Origin of the sequence: Actinomadura sp. DC4 (assembly GCF_030406325.1) — a bacterium.
Taxonomy (GTDB): domain Bacteria; phylum Actinomycetota; class Actinomycetes; order Streptosporangiales; family Streptosporangiaceae; genus Actinoallomurus.
The window spans coordinates 39,149-60,316 of sequence record NZ_JAUEQY010000014.1; the positions used below are offsets into that span (position 1 = coordinate 39,149).

Here is a 21,168-nt window from a genome sequence, read left to right on the forward strand (position 1 = left end):
GCCGGGGCGCGCAGCGCGGCCGCGACAGGGAGAAGGGCCGGCGGGTTCAGGCGGGCTCGCCGACGGCTTCGCGGGAGCGCTTGGCGGCCAAGGCGTCCACGGCCTGGGCGAAGCGGGCCATCGCGTCCGGTGAGTCGGCACCCAGCAGGTGGTGCTTGAGGGCGTTCCGGCGTTCGGCCATCGGGTCCGGGCCCGTACCGCCGATCGCGGTCAGGATCTCCGGCAGGGCCGCGCAGTCGCGGCCCACGAGGTACGCCGCCGACGCGCTCGGGTTCACGCGGCGGAAGTCCTCCTCCGTCAGGTCCGCGCCGTTCGTCACCACGTACGGCTTGCCGCTCGCGATGAAGTCGGCGACCACGCTCGAGATGTCGGTGATCAGCACGTCCGCCCGGTTGAAGCACTCGTACAGGTGCGGGAGGGTGCCGGTCACCACGCGGTGCCGCCAGAAGCCCTCCGACTCCCAGTACGCCTGCGCGCACTCGGCCTCCGTGTCGCGCCACAGGGCGTCCCCCGCCACGTCGGCCTGCGCGGCGAGCCGTGACTCCTCGGCCTCGTCCTGCGAGCCGGCGGAGTCGCGGCCGAGGCGGGACAGCCGGTCCGTCAGTTCCGACAGGCGCGCCCGGGCCGCGGCGTCGTGGGCCGGGTCCGCCGGCCACTGGCCGCTCGCGTCCCGCGCCGCGTTGGCCTCGGCGATCATCTTGACGATCTTCTGGTGCGCGCGTCGTACGGCCGGGTCGGTCTTGCCGGCCATCGGGTGCGGCTTGTACAGCAGGCGTACGTGCGGGGCGTGGTCCAGTAGCGTGCGGACCAGCTTCACGCCCATCGTGGCGACCGACGTGTGGAACCTGTCGCCGGTCCAGCCCTCCCACGTGGGCGCGTACAGGACGGTGAACATCGGGTCCGGCGTGACGCCGGAGACGGAGATGGGGGCGAGCTGCGGGCGGCCGACCTCGACGATCTCGTCGTCGCGGACGCCCGCGTCGCTGCGGAGGTACCGCTCCCTACCGGCCGGGCCGGCGACCCAGACCTCGTCGTAGACCTTGCTGAACGGGCTGAAGCTGGCCGCCTTGTCGCTGTCGCCGTGGCCGATGAACACGCAGCCGACGTCCGGCAGCCGCAGCATGTGGATGTTCTTGCCGGCGTTGGCCGGGAAGAGTGCCACGCGCGTCGAAGAAGGCATCGTGAAGTTCATCATCTCGGTGCCGCCGGGGAAGCACAGGATCGGCGAGGACGTGCGGCCGAGCAACGGAATGTTCAGCCGCTCCCGCATGATGATCATCTTCTTGCGGTCGAGCCGGTCGAAGGTCTCGAGCCACATGTTGATCTGGTACATGCAGTCGTCGGCACCGGAGAAGTACAGCACCACCTCCGGCGCGTACGCCGCCACCTCCTCGGCGACCAGGTGCAGCACCTGCTCGCGGTCGGCGAGGTGCCGGTTGAGCCGTACGTGCCACGCGGTGACGGCGATGGCGGCCGGTCCGGCCACGAGGGGGAGCACCATGCCGGTGAGGACCGGCCACGAGGCGCCTGCCGCGACGGTGAGCAGCGCGCCCGCCAGCACCGGAGCGTCGAGGTAGACCAGGCCGCGGTGCTCCCGGACGAAGAACGGCGGCGGAGCGGGGAGGCGCAGCCGGCCGAGGTCGAAGCCCCGCGTGATGACGGGCAGCTTCCGCCGCTCGGTCACCAGGACGGCAAGGGAGGAGTGCACCGCCCGTACGACGTGCAGGAGGACCAGCGTCGCCGCGACGGCGGCGAGCCACCCGGCGGACAGCGTGTCCTCGCGGACCAGCAGGAGCAGCAGCGCCGCCTCGCGGACCATCGCGCGCAGCGCCACGCCGAGGCCGACCTGGCTCAGTGCGTTGCTGAAGTACGCGGCGCGGCGGCCCACGAACGCCTCGGCGGCGTATCCGGCCAGCGCGAACACCGCGACGAGCGGGGCGCTCGGCCACACGGCGGCGACGACGAGCAGCACGTACGACAGGGCCAGCCCGGCGGCGACGGCGGGACCGGCCGTATCGCCCTCGAACCGCCGGACGACCTGCTGGAAGATGCGGGAGGGGCTCATGCTTGCGGCCGTTCTTCGTGGATGAGTGACTTGGCGCCGAGCGCGGAGACCGCGGCGCCGAACCTCTTGCTCGCGTCGAGTTCGTCGGGCCCCAGGAGGTGGTCTCGCAGCTCCTGCCGGGGCCCGGCCATCGGGTCCGGGCCGCCGCTCTGCGCCTGCGCCACGAGATCCGCCAGCCCGGCACAGTCCGGGCCGATCAGGTACGCGGCCATGGCGGCGGTCGGGAACAGCCGGCGGAACTCCTCGGTGTCCAGGCCCTTGACGTTCGTCACGGCGTACGGCTTGCCGGTCACGATGAAGTCCCCGGCGACGCTGGAGATGTCGGTGACGAGCAGGTCGGCGTGGTTGAAGCAGTCGTACACGTGCGGATGCGGGCCTGTGACGACCCGGTGCCGCTGCGGGCCGCCGGCCTGCCAGTACGCCTCGGTCCAGGCCTCCTCGGTCTCGCGCCGGTCGCCGGAGGAGCCGGCGCCGGCGGTGTCGCGGGAGATCTGGGCCTCATCGCCGGCGGTCTCGTCGCCGGCCTGCGCCTCCAGGCGCCGCGTGAGGGCCTTGAGTCGTTCGGTGTCGCCGCCTCCGGGCCGCGGCGCGTTGGCGCGCTCGATCATGGCGACGATCTCGTGGTGCCGCTCGGTCGCCTGCGGGTCGCGCGTGCCGGTCAGCGGGTGCGGTTTGTAGAGCAGCCGGATCTGCGGGGCGTGGTCGAGCAGCGCCGCTACGATCGCCGGGCCCATCGTCGCGACGGAGCTGTGCGCCAGGTCGTCGGACCAGCCCTCCCACGTGGGCGCGTACAGGACGGTGAACATCGGGTCCGGGGTGACGCCGGAGCCGTCGATCGGGGCGAGCTGCGGGCGGCCGACCTCGACGATGTCCTCGTTCCGTACGCCCGTGCGCATGGTCAGGTAGCGCTCGCGGCCGGCCGGCCCGGCCACCCACACCTCGTCGTACGCCCGCGCGAACGGGTTGAAGCTGGCGGGTTTGTCGCTGTCGCCATGGTTGATGAAGGCCGACCGGATGCCGGACATGCGCAGCAGGTGGAGATTCTTGCCGACGTTGGCGGGATAGAGCGCGGTCCGGAGGGTGGACAGGTCGAGCCGCACCATGTCCATCGCCTTCGGCACGCACAGCACCGGCGTACGCGTCCGGCCCAGCAGCGGGACCATCGCGCGCTCACGCAGGATGATCACGGCTCGGTGGTCGAGGTCGTCCATCGTCGAGAGCCACATGTTGGCCTGGTACGCCGAGTCCGGGGAGCCGGAGAAGTACAGCGCGACCTCCGGCCGCAGCTCGGCGAGTCGCCGGTTGACCACGTCGAAGATCCGGTCCTCGTCGGCGAGGTGCCGGTTGCGCAGCGCGTGCCGGACCATCAGCCCGGCGGCGGCCAGCCCGAGCGCGTACGCCACGGCGAGCCCGCCGAGGCCTGCTCCCACGCCGAACAGCGCTCCCGCCAGGACCGGAACGTCGAGGTGGAGCATCGTACGGGCGTGCCGGGTCGTGAGCACGGGGTGCGGCGCGTCCGGGATGCGGAGTTCGGCCAGGTCCATGCCGCGGGTGACGGCGGGCAGCCGCCGGCGCCGGATCACGTACAGGGTCAGCGCGGAGTACGCGCCGCGCAGCCCGTGCAGGCCGAGGAGGCCCAGCGCCAGGACAACGAAGCCGGTGCGGCCCGCGTGACCCTGCCGGGCCAGCAGCAGGAGGAGCGCCAGGTCGCGGAGCAGGAACCGTACGGTGACGCCCGCGTTGACCTGCGCCAGACGCTCAGTGAGGCTCTCGTCCTCGCGGGAGGCCATCGCGTCGGCGGCGTAGGCGACCAGGGCCGTGGCGGCGAAGGCCCAGGTGCTGGGCCACAGTGCCGCCGCGACGGTGGCGGGGTAGGCCAGGACGAGGGCGAGGCCGAGCAGGCGTTCGCGGGTCATCGGGAGACCGCCGTCGGGTCGTGCCTGCGGATGTCGACGGTATGGCCGGTGAGCTCGGAGATGAGCACGTCGATCGAGGTCAGCGCCACGTCGTGGGAGGACAGCAGGGTGTCGGCGGGCTCCTCGCCGAAGGCGCGGGTCCGCATCGGCGTCGCCGTGCGCTCGGGGTTGATGCAGTTGACGCGCACGCCGTCCTCGGCCCACTCGTCGGCCAGCGCCTGGGTGAGGTTGACGGTGGCGGCCTTGGCCGAGGAGTACAGGCTGTACCCGGCGCGGCCACGCGTGTAGCTGCTGGAGGTGTAGAGCAGGAGCTGGCCCTTGGACTCGCGCAGGTAGCCGATGGCCGCCCGCGCGATCTTCAGCGGGCCGAGGTAGTTGATCCGCAGTGACTCCTCGACGATCGCGTCGTCGATCTCGTCGAGGCGGCCGGTGTGCAGGACGCCCGCGGTGTTGACGACGTAGTCGACGCGGCCGGTCTCGCCGTGCGCCTTGGCCAGGGCGGCCTCGATGTCGGGGGAGCTCTCGACGTGGGTGCCGGTCTCGGACCGGGAGAAGGAGTACACCTGCGCGCCGAACGACCGGGCGAGCGTGGCGATGTCGGCGCCGATGCCCTGGCTGCCGCCGAAGATCACGACCGTCTTGCCGGACAGGCTGCTCGTGTAGTCCTTCTCGGTGCCGGGCGGCGGGGGCGGGGCCTGGGAGGACAGCTGGAAGAGCTTGTCGGCGAGGAACACGTCGACCGGATGGGTGACCTTCATGTTCTGCTCGCTGCCGGGCACGACGACGATCGCCACGTCCGGCAGGTAGCGCAGGACGACGCTGCAGTCGTCGGTGGCGGAGACCTTCCCGCCGGTGAAGTCGGGGTCGGCCAGCGCGAGCCGGTACGCCTCGCGGATCGTCGGCAGGCGGAAGCACTGCGGCGTCTGCCCCCGGCGCAGCAGGTCGCGGCGGGGCACGTCCTTGATCACGGTGCCGCCGTAGTCGTCCACCTTGATGATCGTGTCGGCCGAGGGGATGGCCACGTCGACCGCCTCGTACCTTTCCAGGGCCTTGACACAGTCCTCGATCACGCGGTGGTCGATGAACGGCCGGACCGCGTCGTGAAAGAGGACGTTCGCCTCGGGCGTGGTGGCGCTGACCGTCTCGATGGCGCGCATAGTGGTCTCGGTTCGCGTGGCCCCGCCCTCGATCACGTTCGTGACCTTCGTGCAGCCGGCGGCGGCGACGATGGCCTCGGCCTCCGCGACGAAACCGGGCGTCATCGCGACGATGATCTCGTCGATCTGTGGTGCGCTCTGAAAGACCTGCAGCGTGTGCTGCATGATCGGCTTCCCGGCGATCTTGACGAGCTGCTTGGGGATCTCCAGGCCCATCCGCTGCCCGGTACCCCCGGCCAGGACGACTGCGACGTTGTGCACCTTGTTCCGCCCTCGATTGATTTACGAAGTGAGGATAGCGGGCGGTATCAGGTGACAAATGCGAGATTTCTTAGATGAACGTTAAATAACGAACCCCCGTTTTTTACCTTACGGAAGGAACCTTTTACGCTTCGCAAGCGTCTCCATGTCTGATCAAGAACGTGACCGATGTCATGACAACCGCGGTGAGCCGCCCCGCGTCCGGCCACTGATTCGCCTTGACCGATGCCGTCATGCGGCCATCATCGATGGCAGGCGGCCGACCCCGTTACGCTCGGCAGTCCGAGTCCTGGAGGTGATCAAGGTCGAGTCCGCGCGGAGCCGGTGGCGCGCCGTGCCGGGCGTACTGGCGACCCTGGTCACGCTCGTCTGCGGCGCGATACTGGCCGACCATCTGATCCTCCAGGCGGAGTGGTGGCAGGTGAACCGTACGGTGACGCACGCGCCGCGCCCGCCGCTCGCCGACCTCGGCCCGCCGCCCGGCCCGGTCACCGTGAGCTGGCAGCTCAGCACCCGGGTGGGCGACAGTGAACTCCCCGCGTACGACCGGGTGGCCTACACCATCGTGGACGGCGAGCTCGTCGTCGTGTCCGGCGGCGGCCTGACCGTCCGCGACGCCCGTACGGGCCGCGAGCGCTGGCACTACTACCGCGGGCAGTGGTCGCTGCTCGGCTGGGCGCGTACGGGCCAGGTGCTCGTCGCCTACCTCGAACGCACCGGCCACCGCGGCAACCGCCTCATGGTCGGCCTCGACGCGGTCAGCGGCACCCTGCTCTGGCGCCAGCGCGGCGACGTGCCGGCCGCCACCGAGCGCACGACGCTCCGCTGGCCGGCCGGCGCCGGCGTCGTGATCGTGACCGAGGACGGGCGGCACACGCTGTACGGCCGGTCCGCCTGGTCCGGCCGCCGGATGTGGACCAAGCACCTCGCGCACGGCTGCCTGGTGCCCGAGGCCGTGCCGTACGGCTCGGGCGGCAGCGAGACCGTCGCGACGTTCAGCCTCGACTGCGGGGCGCGCGACCACACGCTCACCGTCGACCCGCGCACCGGACGCACGCTGTTCACCACCAACGCCGCGCACGCCGCCGTGTCGGTCAGCGGCGACGTGACGGCCGTCTTCGACGGCACCGGGCTGTACGCCTACGACCGTACGGGGCGGCAGTTCCTGGTCCGCAGGGGCGAGGACGTCTGCCGGGACATGTGCCCCATGACGGTGGTCGGCGGGCACCTCCTCGTCGCCTACGACCTCGCCCGCCGGCCCGAGGACGGCACGGCGACGCGCCGGCTGGAGTCGGTGGACGTCGCCTCGGGGGCGCTGTCCTGGCGGCGCGAGATGTCCGGGTACACCGCGCTCTCGGTGGCGGGCGGCGTTCTGTACGGCCTGCGGTCCCGGCTGGCCGACCCGCTGCTGCCCGCCGGCATCGACGTCATCGACCCGGAGACGGGAGAGGGCAAGACGGTACCGGTGCCGCTCGTGACACGTCCGGGCCTGGACGGCGTACGGCCGTGGCTGGCCGCGGGCGGCGGCCTGCTGTACGTGGCGGTGCCCACGGCCCGCCCGCGCCCGTTCGGCGGGGGGCGGCTGGTCGCCCTCCGCGGTGGCATCCGGGGTTCGGGGCCGCCCGAGCTGGCGGGCGTGCCGGCACACGACTGGCCGGACGCCTGCTCACTGCTGGGCAAGAAGGACCTGCCGCACGGCTACTCCGGCGAGCCCACCCCGGCACGCGTCGAGGGCCTGCGGCTGCCGGCCGGGTGCACCTACCGGCTGAGGCGCCCGAAACGGCACGCCACGAGCGGCCCGGAGCGCGAGGCGGGCACGCTGTCGGTGACGGTCCAGTGGGTCGCCCCGGACCCGACCACGGCGTCGGCCCTGTTCTGGGCGGCGCGCGACACGCAGAGCGGGGTCCGCGACCCGGTGAAGGCGGGCGACGCGGCGTACGGTCTGGGCGCCCCGTCGGGCACGGTGGTGATGCGGGTGGGCCGCACGATCGTGACGGTCACCGCCGGGCTGCCGGGCACCGCGACCCACCTGGCCACCTTGATCGCCGCCCGCCTGCGCTCCGCCTGAGCGGCGTCAGCGGACGTCACCGGCGTGATCCGGGTCCCGCGGGGTCAGGTCCGGGTGGAGGCCCACTCCTCCAGCTGGGCGACGAACAGGCGGGCCTGTTCGGGCCAGTGGTACTTCGCGCGGGCGGCCTCGTGGCCGCGTTTGCCCATGTCCAGGCGGAGCGCCGGGTCGTCGCGCAGGCGGCGGACGGCCGCGGCCGTCGCCTCGGGGTCCTGGAACGGCACCACGAGGCCGCAGGCGCCCTCCGTCACGATCTCCGCCGCGATCGGGTTCGGCGTCGTGATCACCGGCAGGCCGCGCGCCATGTACTCCACGACCTTGGTCGGCATCGAGTGCCGGTAGTTCGGGGAGTCGTGCAGCAGCGCCAGCCCGGCGATCGCGCCCTCGGCCATGCGCAGCGCGCGGTCGTTGGGCACGAAGCCGTACCAGCGCAGCATCCCGGTCCGCTGGGCCTCGCGCAGCAGCGGCCGTACGGCCGCGTCGGCCGCGCCGATCAGCTCCAGCGTGATCCCGTCCGTGCGCAGCAGTTCGGCGAGCTCGATCAGCTCGGCCGCGCCGCGGGCCAGGGAGAGCTGCCCGACGTAGACGACCCGGTCGTCGCCCGGAGGCGCCGGCGGGGTCTCCGGGACGTTCGTGGTGTTCGGCACCACGGGGTGCGGCGAGCGGAACCGCGAGCGGTACCCCTCCTCGGCCAGCAGCAGCTTCAGCCGCCGCTCGGCACGCCGCTCCAGCCGCCGTACCGCGAACCGCAGCGGCACCCGCAGCGGCGCCGGCAGCCAGCCCTTCATGCCGAGAGCCGCGGCGGTGTCCTCGTGGACGTCCCAGACCGTACGGGACCGGAGCCGCCGTGGCACCGCGAGCAGCAGCTCGGGGTCGTGAAGGAGCACGAGGTCGGCCTCCCCGCCGCGCGTCTTCAGCACACGGCGGGCCACCCGCAGCGCGTGCAGCCGGCGCCGGCCGGTCGCGCGAGGCACGTCCACCGGGACGAGGTCGGGCCAGGGCGCGACACTGCACGCATGGAATGGCGCCATATATGTGATCTCATGTCCCGCGTCGATCAACGCGCGTATCTGCCGGTGCAGAATTCGCGCGTCCTCGGGATGATGGACCACCGTACAGACGAAAACCCGCATCGTTTTCACTTCACCGGGCAGTCTTCTGGAAAGAGGGAAACATTCGGTGAATTCCGCACGGCCACCGGCCTAAAGCAATTCGACGCGCTCGGCCACCCGGTCGTCGGCCAGTCGCGTACGGCCGCGTGTGTCGAACAGCAGCCGGGCGTGCCGGGTCAGGGTGTCGGCGTCGTACTCGGCGTGGTCGGTGAGCACGACCACGAGGTCGGCCTCGGCGAGCGCCGTGTACAGCACGCGGGCACGCGGCACGGCGACGCCGTCGACCTCCCACTCCTCCACGTGCGGGTCGTGGAAGCTCAGGTCGGCGCCCATCTTCCGCAGCCGCCGCGCCACCGGGCGTGCCGGCGACTCGCGCTGGTCGGCGATGTCGGCCTTGTACGTCACCCCGAGCAGCAGGACCTTGGCGCTCTTCATCGCCCGGCCCTCGCGGTTGAGCAGGGCCTGGGCCCGTTCGACCACGTAGCGCGGCATCCGGTCGTTGATCTCTTGGGCGAGCTCGACGAACCGGAACGGGTACCCGAGCGAGCGCACCTTGTACGACAGGTAGTTCGGGTCGATCGGGATGCAGTGCCCGCCGACGCCGGGTCCGGGGTAGAACGCCTGGAACCCGAACGGCTTGGTGGCGGCGCACCCGATCGCGTCCCACAGGTCGATGCCGAGCTCGTGGCAGAACACCGCCATCTCGTTGACCAGCGCGATGTTGACGTGCCGGTAGGTGTTCTCCAGGAGCTTGGCCATCTCGGCCTCGCGCGTGCCCTTGGCCTGCACGACCTGCTCCACGAACTTGCCGTAGAAACTCGCCGCCGCACCCGCGCACGTCGGCGTCATGCCGCCCACGATCTTGGGCGTGTTGGCGACGCCGTACACCGGGTTGCCCGGGTCGATCCGCTCCGGGGAGAACGCCAGGTGGAAGTCCTGGCCCGCCTTGAGCCCGGACTCCTCCAGGAGCGGCGCGACGACCTCCTCGGTCGTGCCCGGGTACGTGGTGCTCTCCAGCACCACGAGCGTGCCGGGCTCCAGGTGCCGCGCGACCGTCTGGGTCGCCTTCTGCACGGCCGTGAGGTCCGGCCCGCCGTCGGTCGACAGGGGCGTGGGCACGCAGATCACGACGGTGCGCACGCCCTCGAGGATCGACTCGTCGCGGCTGGGCGTGAAGCCCGCCGCGAGCATCTCCTCGATCTCGGCGGGGCTGACGTCGTCGACGTGGGACAGCCCCGCCTTGAGGCCGGCCACGACGCGGGGATCGCGGTCGAGACCGGCGACCCTAAGTCCGGCACGGCAGGCCTCCCGCGCGAGCGGGAGGCCGACGTATCCGAGTCCGATGACCACCAGGTCCACCAGGTGGCTCCCTTCAAGACGCTGCTTCGGCGATTTTTCGGTAGGGCTTGAGATAGCGAGCCGTGACGGCTCGCCAGGTGCGATTTTCTGCGACCCACTCTCGGCCCGCTTGTCCGATTTCGCCGCGTGTCTTGGGACTGTAAATGAGCTGGTCCAGGCAATTGGCCCATGATTCCGGCTCTTCCGGAACTGTTAACGTGCCGGTCACGCCTGGTTCGATGATTTCGCGAAGCGCTCTGACATCACTTGCTATTACTGGGATTCCCCCAGCCATGGCCTCCAGCGGTTTCAGCGGAGTGACCAGCTGACAGACACGGTCCGCCGTTCGCGGGACCGCGAACACATCGAGGACGGCTTGATACCGACGCACCTGGTCGACCGGCACCCGGCCGGTGAACACCGCGGAAACCTCCAGCTCGGCCGCGCGACGTTCGAGAGCGGCCCGTTCGGGCCCGTCGCCGACGAGCAGCAGGGTGATGTCGCGGCGCAGGGCGGCCGCCTCGATCAGCGTCGCGATGCCCTCGAAGCCGTAGAAGGTCGAGGTGAGCCCCACCACGACCTCGCCGGGCGCGATGCCCAGCTCGGCCCGGAGCTTGGCGCCGTCGGGCAGGGGCGTGAGGAACGAGTCGTCCACGGCGTTCGGCACGACGAGCACGTCGCGTACGCCCCGGCTCTCGATCTCCTCGCGCATGGCCTCGCCCAGCGTGACCACGAGGTCGGCCGAGCGCATCCGCGCCGTCTCGACCTCGCGGGTGAGCCGGTAGAACTCATCGGCCTCCGTACGCGCCGGGTCGCGGGACAGCCAGGAGTCCTCCAGGAAGCCGCGGACCTCGTACGCCACCGGGACGCCGTACCGGTCGCGCAGTTCCAGCGCGACGGCCGCGTTCATGTGGTTGCTGGCCGCGTGCAGCACCGAGGGCCGCAGCCGTTCGACGAGCGGCCCGGCCAGGTCGGCGGCCTTACGGATCTCCCGTACCGGCCCGCGCGGCGCCAGCCACGGCAGGAGCCGGTGGTACGGCACGCCGTCCACCTCGCACTCCGGCCGCGCGTCGGAGATCCCCTGGGCGAGGGGATGCCCGAGCCGCGTCACGACGTGCGGGTCGAGCCCCAGTTCCCGCTGGGCGACCGCGATCCGCTGCGTCCGTACGGTGTAGCCGGCCTGGGTCGCGGGCAGCGCGTTGGTCACGAAGTGCAGCACCCGCAGCCGATCAGCGGGCCGGCCGGCGGCGAGAGCGCGCCGTCCGGTGCCCGATCCGGGCGCTGCGGCGAGCAGAGCGCGCAGGTCGCCGGACTCATCCGACTTCGGGGTAGGTCTTGCCCATTTGGCCAGGTGAGGACGTACCCTCCCCGGAACGACGCGGAGCGCCAGGCGTACGGCGAGTCGGAGCGCGCGCCGGGGATCGTCGCGTGCGTGCCGCCAGGCCAGCGCCGCGGAGAAAAAGAACATCTTGGCCACCTGCATGGCGGGCGAGGCTAAGCACCTTCAATGAACGAGAGGCAAACTTGATCGCGCACGTTCTCGGCGCCCGGCCGAACTTCGTCAAGGCGGCACCCGTCATCGCAGCGCTGTCCGACCGGCGGCGCCGCGGCGGGGGTCCGGAACACGAACAACGAGTGATCCACACGGGCCAGCACTACGACGAACGCATGTCGGAGGTCTTCTTCCGCGAGCTCGGCCTGCCCGAGCCGGACGTCAACCTCGGCGTGGGCTCCGGCAGTCACGCAGCCCAGACCGCGGCGATCATGATCGCGCTCGAAAAGGAGTTCATCGAGCGTTCACCCGAGCTCGTCATCGTGTACGGCGACGTGAACTCCACCATCGCCGCCGCCCTGGTCGCGGCCAAGCTGCACATCCCGGTCGCCCATGTCGAGGCCGGGCTGCGCAGCTTCGACATGACCATGCCCGAGGAGGTCAACCGGCGGCTGGTCGACCAGCTCTCGGACCTGCTCTTCGTGACGAGCCCCGAGGCGATCGGCCACCTCGCCGCCGAAGGCGTGGACGTGGGCCGGGTGCACTTCGTCGGCAACCCGATGATCGACACGCTGCTCTCCCACATCGACTCCTTCGACACCGAGGCGGTGCGCGCCGCCCACGGGCTGCCCGCGCGCTACATCGTCGCGACGCTGCACCGGCCCGCGAACGTCGACGATCCCGAGGTCGCCGCCGGGCTGGTCAAGCGGCTGCACGAGATCGCCGACCTGGCCGACATCGTCATGCCCGTGCACCCGCGCGGGCGCAAGGTGCTCACCGAGGCCGGGCTGGACGACCACCCGCGGGTCACGCTCCTCGAACCCCTCGGCTACGTCGACTTCATCGCGGCCGTACGCGGCGCCGTCGCCGTCGTGACCGACTCGGGCGGCGTCCAGGAGGAGACCACGATCCTCGGCGTCCCGTGCCTGACCGTACGGCCCAACACCGAGCGGCCGATCACCATCACCCACGGCACCAACCGGCTCGTCACCGCCGAGGGCCTCGTCGCGGCGGTCGAGCAGGCACTGGTCTCCGTCACCGGCGAGCGCGAGGTCCCGCCGCTGTGGGACGGCATGGCCGGGCCGCGCATCGCCCGCGTCGTGGAGGAGCGGCTCGATGGCTGACCGGCAGGCGGCCCGGCTGAAGGCGGCGCTGGCCGACCGCGAGGCCCGGGTACGGATCCTCGAAGCGCGGGTCGCGGCGCTGGAGGCGTCGACCTCGCTGCGCGTGGGCCGCGCCGTCACCGACGCCGCCCGCAAGCCGGGCAAGGGCGTCGTGGCGCTGCCGCGCGAGCTGTACCGCATGTGGCGCCACCGCGGCGCGCCCAACGTCGTGACCTCGGTCGACGCCCGCGAGCGCCCGATGTTCAGCGCCCGCGACGAGGACCGCCTCATCGCCGGCTCGGTCCGTACGGACCTGATCGTGGCCGGCGTCCTCGGCCCGGAGTCCGCCGAGGCCCTGGGCCGGGCGGCGCACATCGTGCCGCTGATGCCGCACGACGCCGCGCTCGTGCTCGACACCGCCGACGTCGACCTCGTGATCGTGGACGCCGCGGCGGGCGCGCCCGGCGGCCCGTGGGCCTACCTCGGCGTGCCCGGCGTGCCCGACCGCGAGCGCGCGCTGCACGGCCTGCTGGAGGTCGCCCGGGGCCGCAACCGGCCGGTCGTGCTCCTCGGCACGTCCCCGGGCCTGGCCGTGCTCCGCTGGGACGCGACGGTCAAGGACGGCACTCCGCTGGACGAGGCGCTCGCCGGCCTCCGCACCCGGTTCGGCATCGGCCGGCCGTGAACACTCACACCGCGAAAGGAAACCGCGTGCGCGCTCTCGTGTACGGCGACGTCGACCTCAACATCATCGACGGGTCGGCGATCTGGGCTCAGGCGATGGTGCAGGCGTTGCACGAGGCCGGCGTCGAGGTGACCTTCGTGCTCAAGGCGCCGGTGCGTACGGACCGGCTCGTCGCCCCGCTGGAGCGGCTGCCGGGCGTCACCGTACGCCGGCTCCCCGAGGACGCTCCTCTTCCCGGCAACGGCTCGCTGACCGTCGAGAACGCGGCGAACACGCTCACCGAGCTGGACGCCGCCGCGCCGTACGACCTGGTCGTCGTGCGCGGACGGCGGCTCGCGGTGCGGCTCACCGGCACGCCGCTGGCCGGGCGCCTCTGGACCTATCTCACCGACGTGCCGCAGAACGTCGCCGAGCTGGCCGGCCCGAAGAACAAGGGCGTACGCGGGGAGCTGGCGGCCGTCGCCAAGGCCTCGCGCTTCCTGCTGTGCCAGACCGAGGAGCTGCGCTGCTTCCTCGAAGGCGTGCTCAGCAAGGCGGCCGGCAAGTGCGTGCTGTTCCCGCCGGTGGTCGCGCTGCCCGAGGGCCTGGAGCCCAAGGCGGGGCACCAGCCCGGCCGGCCGCTGAAGCTCGTCTACACGGGCAAGTTCGCGCCGCGCTGGAACACCTACGAGATGACCGCGCTGCCCCGCCGCCTCGCGGCGCGCGGCGTCGACACCGAGCTGCACATGATCGGCGACAAGATCCACAATGACCGGGCCGACCCGGGGTTCTCCCGCCGCATGCGCGTCGCGCTGGAGTCCACGCCCGGCCTGGTCTGGCACGGCGGCCACCCCCGGGCGGAGGCCATGCGGGTGACCTCCGGCTGCGACGTCGGCCTGTCGTGGCGCCACCCGGACCTGGACGCGAGCCTGGAGCTGTCCACGAAGGTCCTGGAGATGGGCGCGCTCGGGCTGCCGGTCGTGCTCAACCGCACCCCGATGCACGAGAACCTCCTCGGCGCGGACTATCCGCTGTTCGCGGGCACCGAGCAGGAGGTCGTCGACGTCCTCGCCGAGGCGGCCGAGCCGGCGATCTACACTTGGGCGCGGAACCGCTGCCTGGAGGCGGCGAAGGAGTTCACGCTGGAGGCGGCGGCCGGCCGGCTCCGCGGCTACCTGCGCCAGGCGTTCCCGCCCGCTCCGGAGGGTGCGGGCCGTACGAAGATCGTCGTGGCGGGACACGACCTGAAGTTCTTCACCCGGCTGCTCGACCACCTGCGCTCACTGCCGGACGTGGAGGTACGGGTCGACCAGTGGCCCGCGCTCGGCAAGCACGACCCGGACAAGAGCACCGAGCTGGCCGCGTGGGCCGACGTCGTGGTGTGCGAGTGGTGCGGGCCGAACGCCGTCTGGTACAGCGAGTGGCTGAAGAAGAACGGACGGCCCGAGCAGCGCCTCGTCGTACGCCTGCACCGCTTCGAGCTGTACGGCGCGTGGCCCGGCCGCCTCGACATCGACGCGATCGACCAGGTCGTGTGCGTGAGCCCGCACTACGCGGACCTGACGCGAAAGATGACCGGCTGGCCCGCCGAGAAGATCACCGTGATCCCGAACTGGGTCGACGACGCGCAGTTCGACCGCGCCAAGCTGCCGGGCGCCGAGCACCACCTGGGCATGATCGGCATCGCGCCCTGGCGCAAGCGGCTCGACCTCGCGGTGGACGTGCTGGAGGAGCTGCGGCGCCACGACCCGCGGTTCACGCTGTTCGTGAAGTCCAAGCTGCCGTGGGACCTGCCGTGGATCTGGAACCGCACGGAGGAGCGCGAGGCCTTCGAGGCGCTGTTCCACCGGATCCGGCGCTCGCCGCTGCTGGCCCCCGGCGTCGTCTTCGACCCGGCGGGCCCCGACGTGGCCTCCTGGCTACGGCGCGTCGGGTTCGTGCTGTCGACCAGCGACGACGAGAGCTTCCACCTGGCCCCGGCCGAGGGCATGGCCTCCGGCGCGGTGCCGGCCCTGCTCCCCTGGGAAGGCTCGGACCGCATCTACGACGAGCGCTGGATCCACCAGGACCCGGTCGCGATGGCGGAGCACATCGCCGCCACCGTCGCGGACGGCCGCTGGCAGGAGGAGAGGGCGCAGGCACGCGCGGAGGTCCGGCGGTCCTACGCCCTCGATCTCGTCTGCGACACGTGGGCCGGGCTGCTCACACGCTCCTGGGACGGCGCAGCGGCACGAACGCCCACGACATATCCGGCTCCAGCGCCCAGTGCATGAGCCAGCGCACGGGCGGGGTGCACAGGAACGTCGCGAGCAGCGCTCCGGTCACCGCCGTCACGGCCACGCCCGGCATCGTGTGCAGGAACGCCGGGTCGTACCAGCCCATGTAGTCCAGCAGTTTGGTGAAGAAGCCGTGCAGCAGGTAGGCGTACAGCGTGGCGCCGCCGAGCCCGGTGAACCACGTCTGCCTGGCCGGCACCATCGTGAGGAAGGCGATCACGAGGACGGTGGCGCCGAACAGCAGTCCGAGGCGCATGCCCGAGCCGACGATGTTGTTCACATGCATGCCGGAGTTGCCGGTCTTCCAGTACACCCAGCTGGTGGCCATGCGCTTGTCGGCGACGAACAGCACGAACACGAAGCCCAGGAACAGCGTGATCGCGCCGAACACCCGCGCGATCGGGCGCTTCAGCATCTCGAAGTGGTCGGGCTTGAGCATCAGCCCCAGTACGTAGAACGGCACCAGGCCGAGCGTGCGGTTCATCTCCAGTTCACCGGGCAGCTCGGTCATACCGGCCACCAGCGAGATGATCACCGCCGCCCCGACCGGCCAGCGGATCTGCTGCCAGACGGGCGTGGACAGGCGCCACAGGAACAGCGCCATGAGGAACCACGTCAGGTAGTACGGGTCGAGCAGGCTGATCTCGAACTTCGAGTGCCCGACCGCCCAGTGGTAGGTGGAGTACGCCGTCTCGAACACGACGTACGGCACGCCGAGGTTCGTGATCAGCTTGCGCGCCTTGCCACCGCTGAACGTGAAGTTGCGGGAGAAGTAGCCGGTGATCACGATGAACACCGGCATGTGGAACGTGTAGACGAACAGGTAGGCGGCGTGAGCGATGCGTACGTCGCGGAGTTCGACGATCGAGTGGCCGGCGACGACCAGCACGATGGCCATGAACTTCGCGTTGTCGAAGAAGGGGTCGCGCGGTCGCCGCGCGGGGCGCTGCTCGATGACCGTCTCTCGCGCGGGTCCGGCGAGCCCCGGAGTGGACGGGTCGGCCGGGATGCCGGTCGGGGCGGCTGAGGGTGTGGTCGAAGGCGTACTCGGCGAAGTCATCGATTCCCGTGAGATGAGCGGCGAAAGCGGTCCGGGCGGCCCCCGGGCCGCGAACGACCATACCTACACCGCTCGTTGATCGGACGCCAGGTCGAAAAACTCCCAGAAAGAACTCAGGAAGTCACTGCGACTTGCAGACGTCGTCGGCGGCGTTGACCGCACCGGAGGTCTTCGGGATCGCCGCAGGCTGCGTGCCCTTCAGCCCCTCCCAGTCGGCGCCGAGGACCAGGTCGACGACGCCCGCGGTGACCGAGGTGCTCGCGGCGGGCGCGGCGCCCGGTGCGATCTGCGCGAGCGCGGCGGCCTGCTGGTCGGCTCCGGTGCCGAAGCGCACCTGGGTCTGGCTCGGCTTCGTCGGCGAGGTGCCGATGCCGACGACGGTGTAGCCGCGCGCGGTGAGCTGGTCGCCGACGCGCTGGGCCAGACCCGGGGTGCTCGTGCCGTTGAGCACGTGGACCTTGACCTGGGCCGGCGGCACGGTCGCCTTCTTGGCCGGCGCCGCGGCCTGGATCCGGTTGTCGCTGCGGACCGCGGCGAACAGGTTGTTCGCGTCCGGCTGCCGCCACGCGATCCGGTTGGGGTCCGGGGCGTAGGCCCCCCACGGCACGGTGACGAACTGCACCTTGCCCGCGGACATGCCCTGCAGACTGCCGGCGACCTTCTTCATCTCGTCGATGGTGAAGTCCTTGTCGGTGGTGACCGACTTGGTGGCCGCGTCGAAGAAGCTGTAGAGCTTGCCCGGGTTGGTCAGCGTGCCGTTGCTGGTGGCCTTCTTGACCACCGCGCCGAGGAACTTCTGCTGCCGCTTGATCCGGTCCGTGTCCGAGCCGTCGCCGAGGCCGTGCCGGTTGCGGACGTACGCGAGCGCGGTGTCGCCCTTGACGATGTGCCGCCCGGCGGACAGGTGCAGCTTGCTGTCCGTGTCGTCGACGCGCTGGGGCAGGCAGATCTCGACGCCGCCGAGGGCGTCCACGACCCGCTTGAAGCCGGAGAAGTCGACCTTCACGAAGTGGTCGACGCGGATGCCGGTCAGCGTCTCGATGGTGTGCATCGTGCAGCCGGCCCCGCCGTTGTTGAACGACGCGTTGATCATGTTCAGGCCGCCGGGGATGGTCTTGCCGGCCGCCGTCTTGCACTGCGGCAGCTGCACCATGGAGTCACGTGGGAAGCTGATGCCGATGGCCTTCTTACCGCCGGGCGAGAAGTGCAGCAGGATGATCGTGTCCGAGCGCTCGCCGACCGCCTTGCCGTACTTGGCGTTGGCCCCGTTGCGCTGGTCCGAGCCGATCAGCAGGACGTTGAGCGCCTGGTTGAGCTTTGGCGGCCGGTGGCTGCCCAGCTCGGCGGTGACGTCCTCGTGCGTGATGTTGCCCTGCAGTTTGCGGTACGTCCCGTACGCGACCAGGCTCGTGCCGACGAGCACGACCGCCAGGCCGATGGCCACCCAGCCGAGCACACGCCAGAGGAGCCCCCGCTTCGGACCGTGGTCGAGGGGGGCGCCGTACTCGGAGTCGTAGTCGCTGAACATTCGGCCCTAAAGGCTAGGTCGCGTCGCGGGATGGGGCGAATCGACCACGGTTGTGGCACGCTCCACCGATATACGCCGCTCCAGGCTTGTTTTTTCTTGGTTTTGGCAGATTATTACTGATCCGTCCGAGGCCAGTGGGCCGACCAGCCCGTTGATCAAGCCCTCCGCTGTGGCGTAGGACACAGTGGTGAGCGCGCGCGTGCCCGGCGGGGTTCCCTCGGTGGCGGCCACGAGCTGCGCCCCGGTCATGACCCGCCCGGTGAACTCGGCCGCCGGGACGTCCTCCCGTACGGCCCCCGCGAAGCGGTCGCCGTAGGCGCGTACCTCGATCGCGTAGTCGGTGACGCCCGGCGGGCACTCCTGCAGCGGGGCGCCGAGCGCGTGCAGCGACAGGCCGACGACCTCCGCCTGCGTCTCGAGCGCCGCGGCCAGCCGCCAGGGCGCCGCCGCGACGAAGTCGGCGTCCGCGGGGATCTCGCCCTCCTCGACCGGGATCGCGACCAGCTCCGCGGACCAGCAGGCGTACAGCCAGACCGCGGTCTGCCAGTGTGCGGGCAGGGCCAGCGCGACCCGCGCGCCCGGCTGCGCGCCGAGCCCGTCGACCAGAAGGTTCGCGGTCTTGGCCACCCAGTTGTCGAACGTCTTCACCGAGAACTCGACGCGTTCTCCGGTGGCGTCGTCGTAGAACGTGACGAGCGGGCGGGAGGGATCGGCGGCCAGCGCCCGGCGCAACAGGTCAACGGGATGGGACATGAGAGTGAAGACTAGAGGTACACGTACCGGGCTCGCGTGAGCCGCTGCGGTGTTCCGTCCTGCGGAGACTCCCCGGCTGCTCTAGCCTGGCTCGTTGTGCCGGTCGCCGAACCGGCCCGCGCGGGCGGTTCGCCGCGCGGCAAGAGCGCCTGGCCATGGCCCGTGGCAGGCCATACGACCATTGGTAAGGTCACGCTGTGCAGCTGCGGTCTGACTCCCGGCTCTGTGCCGCGTGGCCAGGCGGAGCCCGGCGCGGCCTCCGAGGTACTCAATGAAGACATTCGACACGGACGAGAGCCGGCGGGACGACCACCGCACGCCGGAGCCGGCGGACGGTGACCCGGCCGCGTCACGGGCCGGTCTCTACCTCGCCCGCCTGACACTCGCCCCGGCTCTGCTGGTCATCTCCTGGCTGGCCGTCGCGCTGCCGCTGCTCATGGCCGGGGTCTTCACGCCACTCCCGGCGATCGCGCTGTTCGTCCCGGTCGCCGGGCTCGTCCTGACGTTCGGCCTGCGGGCCGTACGCCCGCCCGCGCCCGTCGAGGGCACACGGTGGGGCTCGTGGTGGACCGTGGCCGCCCTGCTCGCCGTCGCGGTGGTGTTCTGCGTCTTCCAGCTCCTGACGTACTCCCAGCAGATCGTGGTGCGCCGCGACCCCGCGTCCTACTTCAACTTCGCCACCTGGCTGGCCGGCCACGGGTCGCTGCCGATCCACCCGGACCTGCGGGCGTTCGGCGGCGCCGACCCGGCCCTGTCGTTCGGCAGCCCGGCCTTCTACCAGCGCGGCGGGGTGCTGTGGCCGCAGTTCATGGCCGGTACGCCGATGATCCTGGCGCCGGTCGGCCGCCTCGCCGGCCCGTACGCCATGCTCGCCACTATGCCGGTGCTCGGGGCGCTGGCCGTTCTGTCCTTCGGCGGCCTGACCGCCCGGCTCGTCGGCCCGAAGTGGGCGCCGGCCGGCGCGCTGCTGCTCGCGCTGACCTGGCCGATGATGATGATCTCCCGGTCGATCTACAGCGAGACCACGGCGCTCGTCCTCGTGTGCGGCGGCCTGGCCCTGACGCTCGACGCGGTCCGCGCGAACCGCCGGCCGCCCGCGCTGCTCGGTGGTCTCGCGCTCGGCCTGACGATCCTCGTGCGCATCGACGGGCTGCGCGACGTGCTGCCGGTGGTGGCGTTCGCGGCGCTGCTGGTCGCGCTGCGGAGGCGTACGGGGCCGGCGCTGCTGCTCGGGCTCCTCGCGGGGGTCGGCGCCGGGGTGCTGGAGGGATACACGATGTCCCGCCCGTACCTCCACTACGTGCACGCCTCGCTCGTCCCGCTCGTCGGCATCGGCATCGCGGTGATCGTGGTCTCGGCGGTGGCGTGCCTGATCATCCGGCGCCGGGGGATGCCGGACCTCACCAGGTTCCACCTGCCGGACCTGGCGCTGCTCGCGACGTTCGCGGCGATGGCGTTCTTCGCCGCCCGGCCTTCTCTGCAGACCGTACGACGGGTGCCGAACAACCCCGACGACCGCGCCAACGCCCTCTACATCGCGGCGCTGCAGAAGTCGCTGCGGCTGCCCCCGGACCCCGACCGGCAGTACTCCGAGCTGACCCTGCACTGGGTGACCTGGTACGTCGGCGTCCCCGCCACGCTGCTCGCCACGATCGGCGCGGCCCTGCTCGCGCGCAAGCTGCTGCGCCGGCGCCGCACCGACTGGGCCCTGCCGTACGCGGTGATCGTGTGGACGACGGTGACGACGCTCTGGCGCCCGGGGATCACCCCGGACCAGCCGTGGGCGAGCCGCCGCCTGATAGTCGTCGTGTTGCCGGGTCTGCTGCTGTTCGCCCTGTGGACGCTGGCCTGGGCGGTGCGGAGCGTACGGCGGCTGGGGTACGGCCCGCAGATCGCCGGCGCCACGGCGGTCGCGGGCGTCCTGCTGGTCCTCGTGCCGACCGTGCTGACCTCGGCCGGGATGATGTTCACCCCGACGGAGCAGGGCGAGGTCGGCCAGGCGCGCGCGATGTGCCGCTCGATCGGCCCCCGCGCCACGGTCCTGCTGGTCGAGCGCGTCACCGCCGACCGGTTCACCCAGCTGATCCGCGGCGTGTGCGGCCTGCCGGCGGGGCGCGTGGCGGCACGCCCGGGCTCGAACACCGCGGCGTCGGAGGACGTGGAGCGGATCAGCGAGAAGATCGCCGCCGCGGGCCGCCGCCCGGTGCTGCTGGGCGCCAACGCGGTGGACGTGGCCCCGTACGGCGCGGCTCGGCAGGTCTTCCGCGTGCGGACGCGGCGTGATTCGAGCAGCCTCGTCACCGCCCCGAAGGGGACCTGGACATTGACGATCAATGTCTGGATGGCCACTCCGGTGTACTCACGGTGAACGCTGC

Annotated in this window: 14 protein-coding genes; 5 read left to right on the forward strand and 9 right to left on the reverse strand. The window is 71.6% G+C overall.

From position 1 onward, the window contains the following. Positions 1-46 precede the first annotated feature (46 nt). From QWU11_RS23095 to QWU11_RS23105, 3 genes are read right to left on the reverse strand one after another with little or no spacing between them, the layout of a single operon-like run. Positions 47-2,065, reverse strand: coding sequence for a glycerophosphotransferase (locus tag QWU11_RS23095; RefSeq protein WP_290116398.1), 2,019 nt, complete (start codon positions 2,063-2,065; stop codon positions 47-49). Next, the gene (locus QWU11_RS23100) at positions 2,062-3,981 is read right to left on the reverse strand and encodes a hypothetical protein (protein ID WP_290116399.1); all 1,920 of its coding nucleotides are present in this window, start codon (positions 3,979-3,981) and stop codon (positions 2,062-2,064) included. Before QWU11_RS23100 ends, QWU11_RS23095 begins: the two co-directional genes overlap by 4 nt. Beyond that, on the reverse strand, positions 3,978-5,399 hold the full coding sequence (locus QWU11_RS23105; RefSeq protein ID WP_290116400.1) for a bifunctional cytidylyltransferase/SDR family oxidoreductase: 1,422 nt from the start codon (positions 5,397-5,399) through the stop codon (positions 3,978-3,980). The genes QWU11_RS23100 and QWU11_RS23105 overlap by 4 nt, the downstream gene beginning before the upstream one ends. A 295-nt stretch (positions 5,400-5,694) precedes the next feature. Between QWU11_RS23105 and QWU11_RS23110 the strand changes: the two genes are divergently transcribed. After that, complete coding sequence (locus QWU11_RS23110; protein ID WP_290116401.1) at positions 5,695-7,467, forward strand: PQQ-binding-like beta-propeller repeat protein; 1,773 nt, start codon at positions 5,695-5,697, stop codon at positions 7,465-7,467. 44 nt (positions 7,468-7,511) lie between these two features. Here QWU11_RS23110 and QWU11_RS23115 read toward each other — a convergent pair whose 3' ends face one another. The 3 genes from QWU11_RS23115 to QWU11_RS23125 all read right to left on the reverse strand — a co-directional run bounded on the left by QWU11_RS23115 (position 7,512) and on the right by QWU11_RS23125 (position 11,385). After that, positions 7,512-8,600: a glycosyltransferase gene (locus QWU11_RS23115; RefSeq protein ID WP_290116402.1), complete on the reverse strand. Its 1,089-nt coding sequence runs from the start codon at positions 8,598-8,600 to the stop codon at positions 7,512-7,514. A 69-nt stretch (positions 8,601-8,669) separates the two neighbouring features. Further along, entirely contained in the window at positions 8,670-9,938 is a 1,269-nt protein-coding gene (locus QWU11_RS23120) for a nucleotide sugar dehydrogenase (protein WP_290116403.1), read from the reverse strand. 13 nt (positions 9,939-9,951) lie between these two features. Then, entirely contained in the window at positions 9,952-11,385 is a 1,434-nt protein-coding gene (locus QWU11_RS23125; protein WP_290116404.1) for a glycosyltransferase family 4 protein, read from the reverse strand. A gap of 59 nt (positions 11,386-11,444) precedes the next feature. On the opposite strand from QWU11_RS23125, the gene wecB reads away from it, so the two are divergent. The 3 genes from wecB to QWU11_RS23140 are packed head-to-tail and all read left to right on the forward strand — an operon-like array spanning position 11,445 to position 15,449. Then, the gene (wecB, locus tag QWU11_RS23130; protein ID WP_290116642.1) at positions 11,445-12,533 is read left to right on the forward strand and encodes a UDP-N-acetylglucosamine 2-epimerase (non-hydrolyzing); all 1,089 of its coding nucleotides are present in this window, start codon (positions 11,445-11,447) and stop codon (positions 12,531-12,533) included. Beyond that, positions 12,526-13,197, forward strand: a complete 672-nt coding sequence (locus QWU11_RS23135) for a hypothetical protein (protein ID WP_290116405.1) — start codon at positions 12,526-12,528, stop codon at positions 13,195-13,197. The genes wecB and QWU11_RS23135 overlap by 8 nt, the downstream gene beginning before the upstream one ends. A gap of 26 nt (positions 13,198-13,223) precedes the next feature. Next, the gene (locus tag QWU11_RS23140; protein WP_290116406.1) at positions 13,224-15,449 is read left to right on the forward strand and encodes a glycosyltransferase; all 2,226 of its coding nucleotides are present in this window, start codon (positions 13,224-13,226) and stop codon (positions 15,447-15,449) included. On the opposite strand, the gene QWU11_RS23145 is transcribed toward QWU11_RS23140, so the two are convergent. The 3 genes from QWU11_RS23145 to QWU11_RS23155 all read right to left on the reverse strand — a co-directional run bounded on the left by QWU11_RS23145 (position 15,379) and on the right by QWU11_RS23155 (position 18,793). After that, positions 15,379-16,512 (reverse strand): acyltransferase family protein, encoded by a 1,134-nt coding sequence (locus tag QWU11_RS23145; RefSeq protein WP_290116407.1) that lies wholly within the window; start codon positions 16,510-16,512, stop codon positions 15,379-15,381. The two genes, QWU11_RS23140 and QWU11_RS23145, sit on opposite strands and share 71 nt — an antisense overlap. A 121-nt stretch (positions 16,513-16,633) precedes the next feature. Next, complete coding sequence (locus QWU11_RS23150) at positions 16,634-18,040, reverse strand: LCP family protein (RefSeq protein ID WP_290116408.1); 1,407 nt, start codon at positions 18,038-18,040, stop codon at positions 16,634-16,636. Positions 18,041-18,046: 6 nt separating this feature from the next. Then, complete coding sequence (locus QWU11_RS23155) at positions 18,047-18,793, reverse strand: TIGR03089 family protein (protein WP_290116409.1); 747 nt, start codon at positions 18,791-18,793, stop codon at positions 18,047-18,049. A gap of 271 nt (positions 18,794-19,064) precedes the next feature. On the opposite strand from QWU11_RS23155, the gene QWU11_RS23160 reads away from it, so the two are divergent. After that, positions 19,065-21,161, forward strand: a complete 2,097-nt coding sequence (locus QWU11_RS23160; RefSeq protein ID WP_290116410.1) for a hypothetical protein — start codon at positions 19,065-19,067, stop codon at positions 21,159-21,161. The last annotated feature ends 7 nt before the right edge of the window (positions 21,162-21,168 follow it).

Excerpts from the sequence above, each read along its gene's own strand:
- QWU11_RS23145 (WP_290116407.1), bottom strand. The coding sequence starts at position 16,512 with ATGACTTCGCCGAGTACGCCTTCGACCACACCCTCAGCCGCCCCGACC.
- QWU11_RS23160 (WP_290116410.1), top strand. The coding sequence starts at position 19,065 with ATGAAGACATTCGACACGGACGAGAGCCGGCGGGACGACCACCGCACG.
- QWU11_RS23155 (WP_290116409.1), bottom strand. The coding sequence starts at position 18,793 with ATGTCCCATCCCGTTGACCTGTTGCGCCGGGCGCTGGCCGCCGATCCC.
- QWU11_RS23115 (WP_290116402.1), bottom strand. The coding sequence starts at position 8,600 with ATGCGGGTTTTCGTCTGTACGGTGGTCCATCATCCCGAGGACGCGCGA.
- QWU11_RS23135 (WP_290116405.1), top strand. The coding sequence starts at position 12,526 with ATGGCTGACCGGCAGGCGGCCCGGCTGAAGGCGGCGCTGGCCGACCGC.
- QWU11_RS23125 (WP_290116404.1), bottom strand. The coding sequence starts at position 11,385 with ATGTTCTTTTTCTCCGCGGCGCTGGCCTGGCGGCACGCACGCGACGAT.
- QWU11_RS23150 (WP_290116408.1), bottom strand. The coding sequence starts at position 18,040 with ATGTTCAGCGACTACGACTCCGAGTACGGCGCCCCCCTCGACCACGGT.
- QWU11_RS23100 (WP_290116399.1), bottom strand. The coding sequence starts at position 3,981 with ATGACCCGCGAACGCCTGCTCGGCCTCGCCCTCGTCCTGGCCTACCCC.
- QWU11_RS23095 (WP_290116398.1), bottom strand. The coding sequence starts at position 2,065 with ATGAGCCCCTCCCGCATCTTCCAGCAGGTCGTCCGGCGGTTCGAGGGC.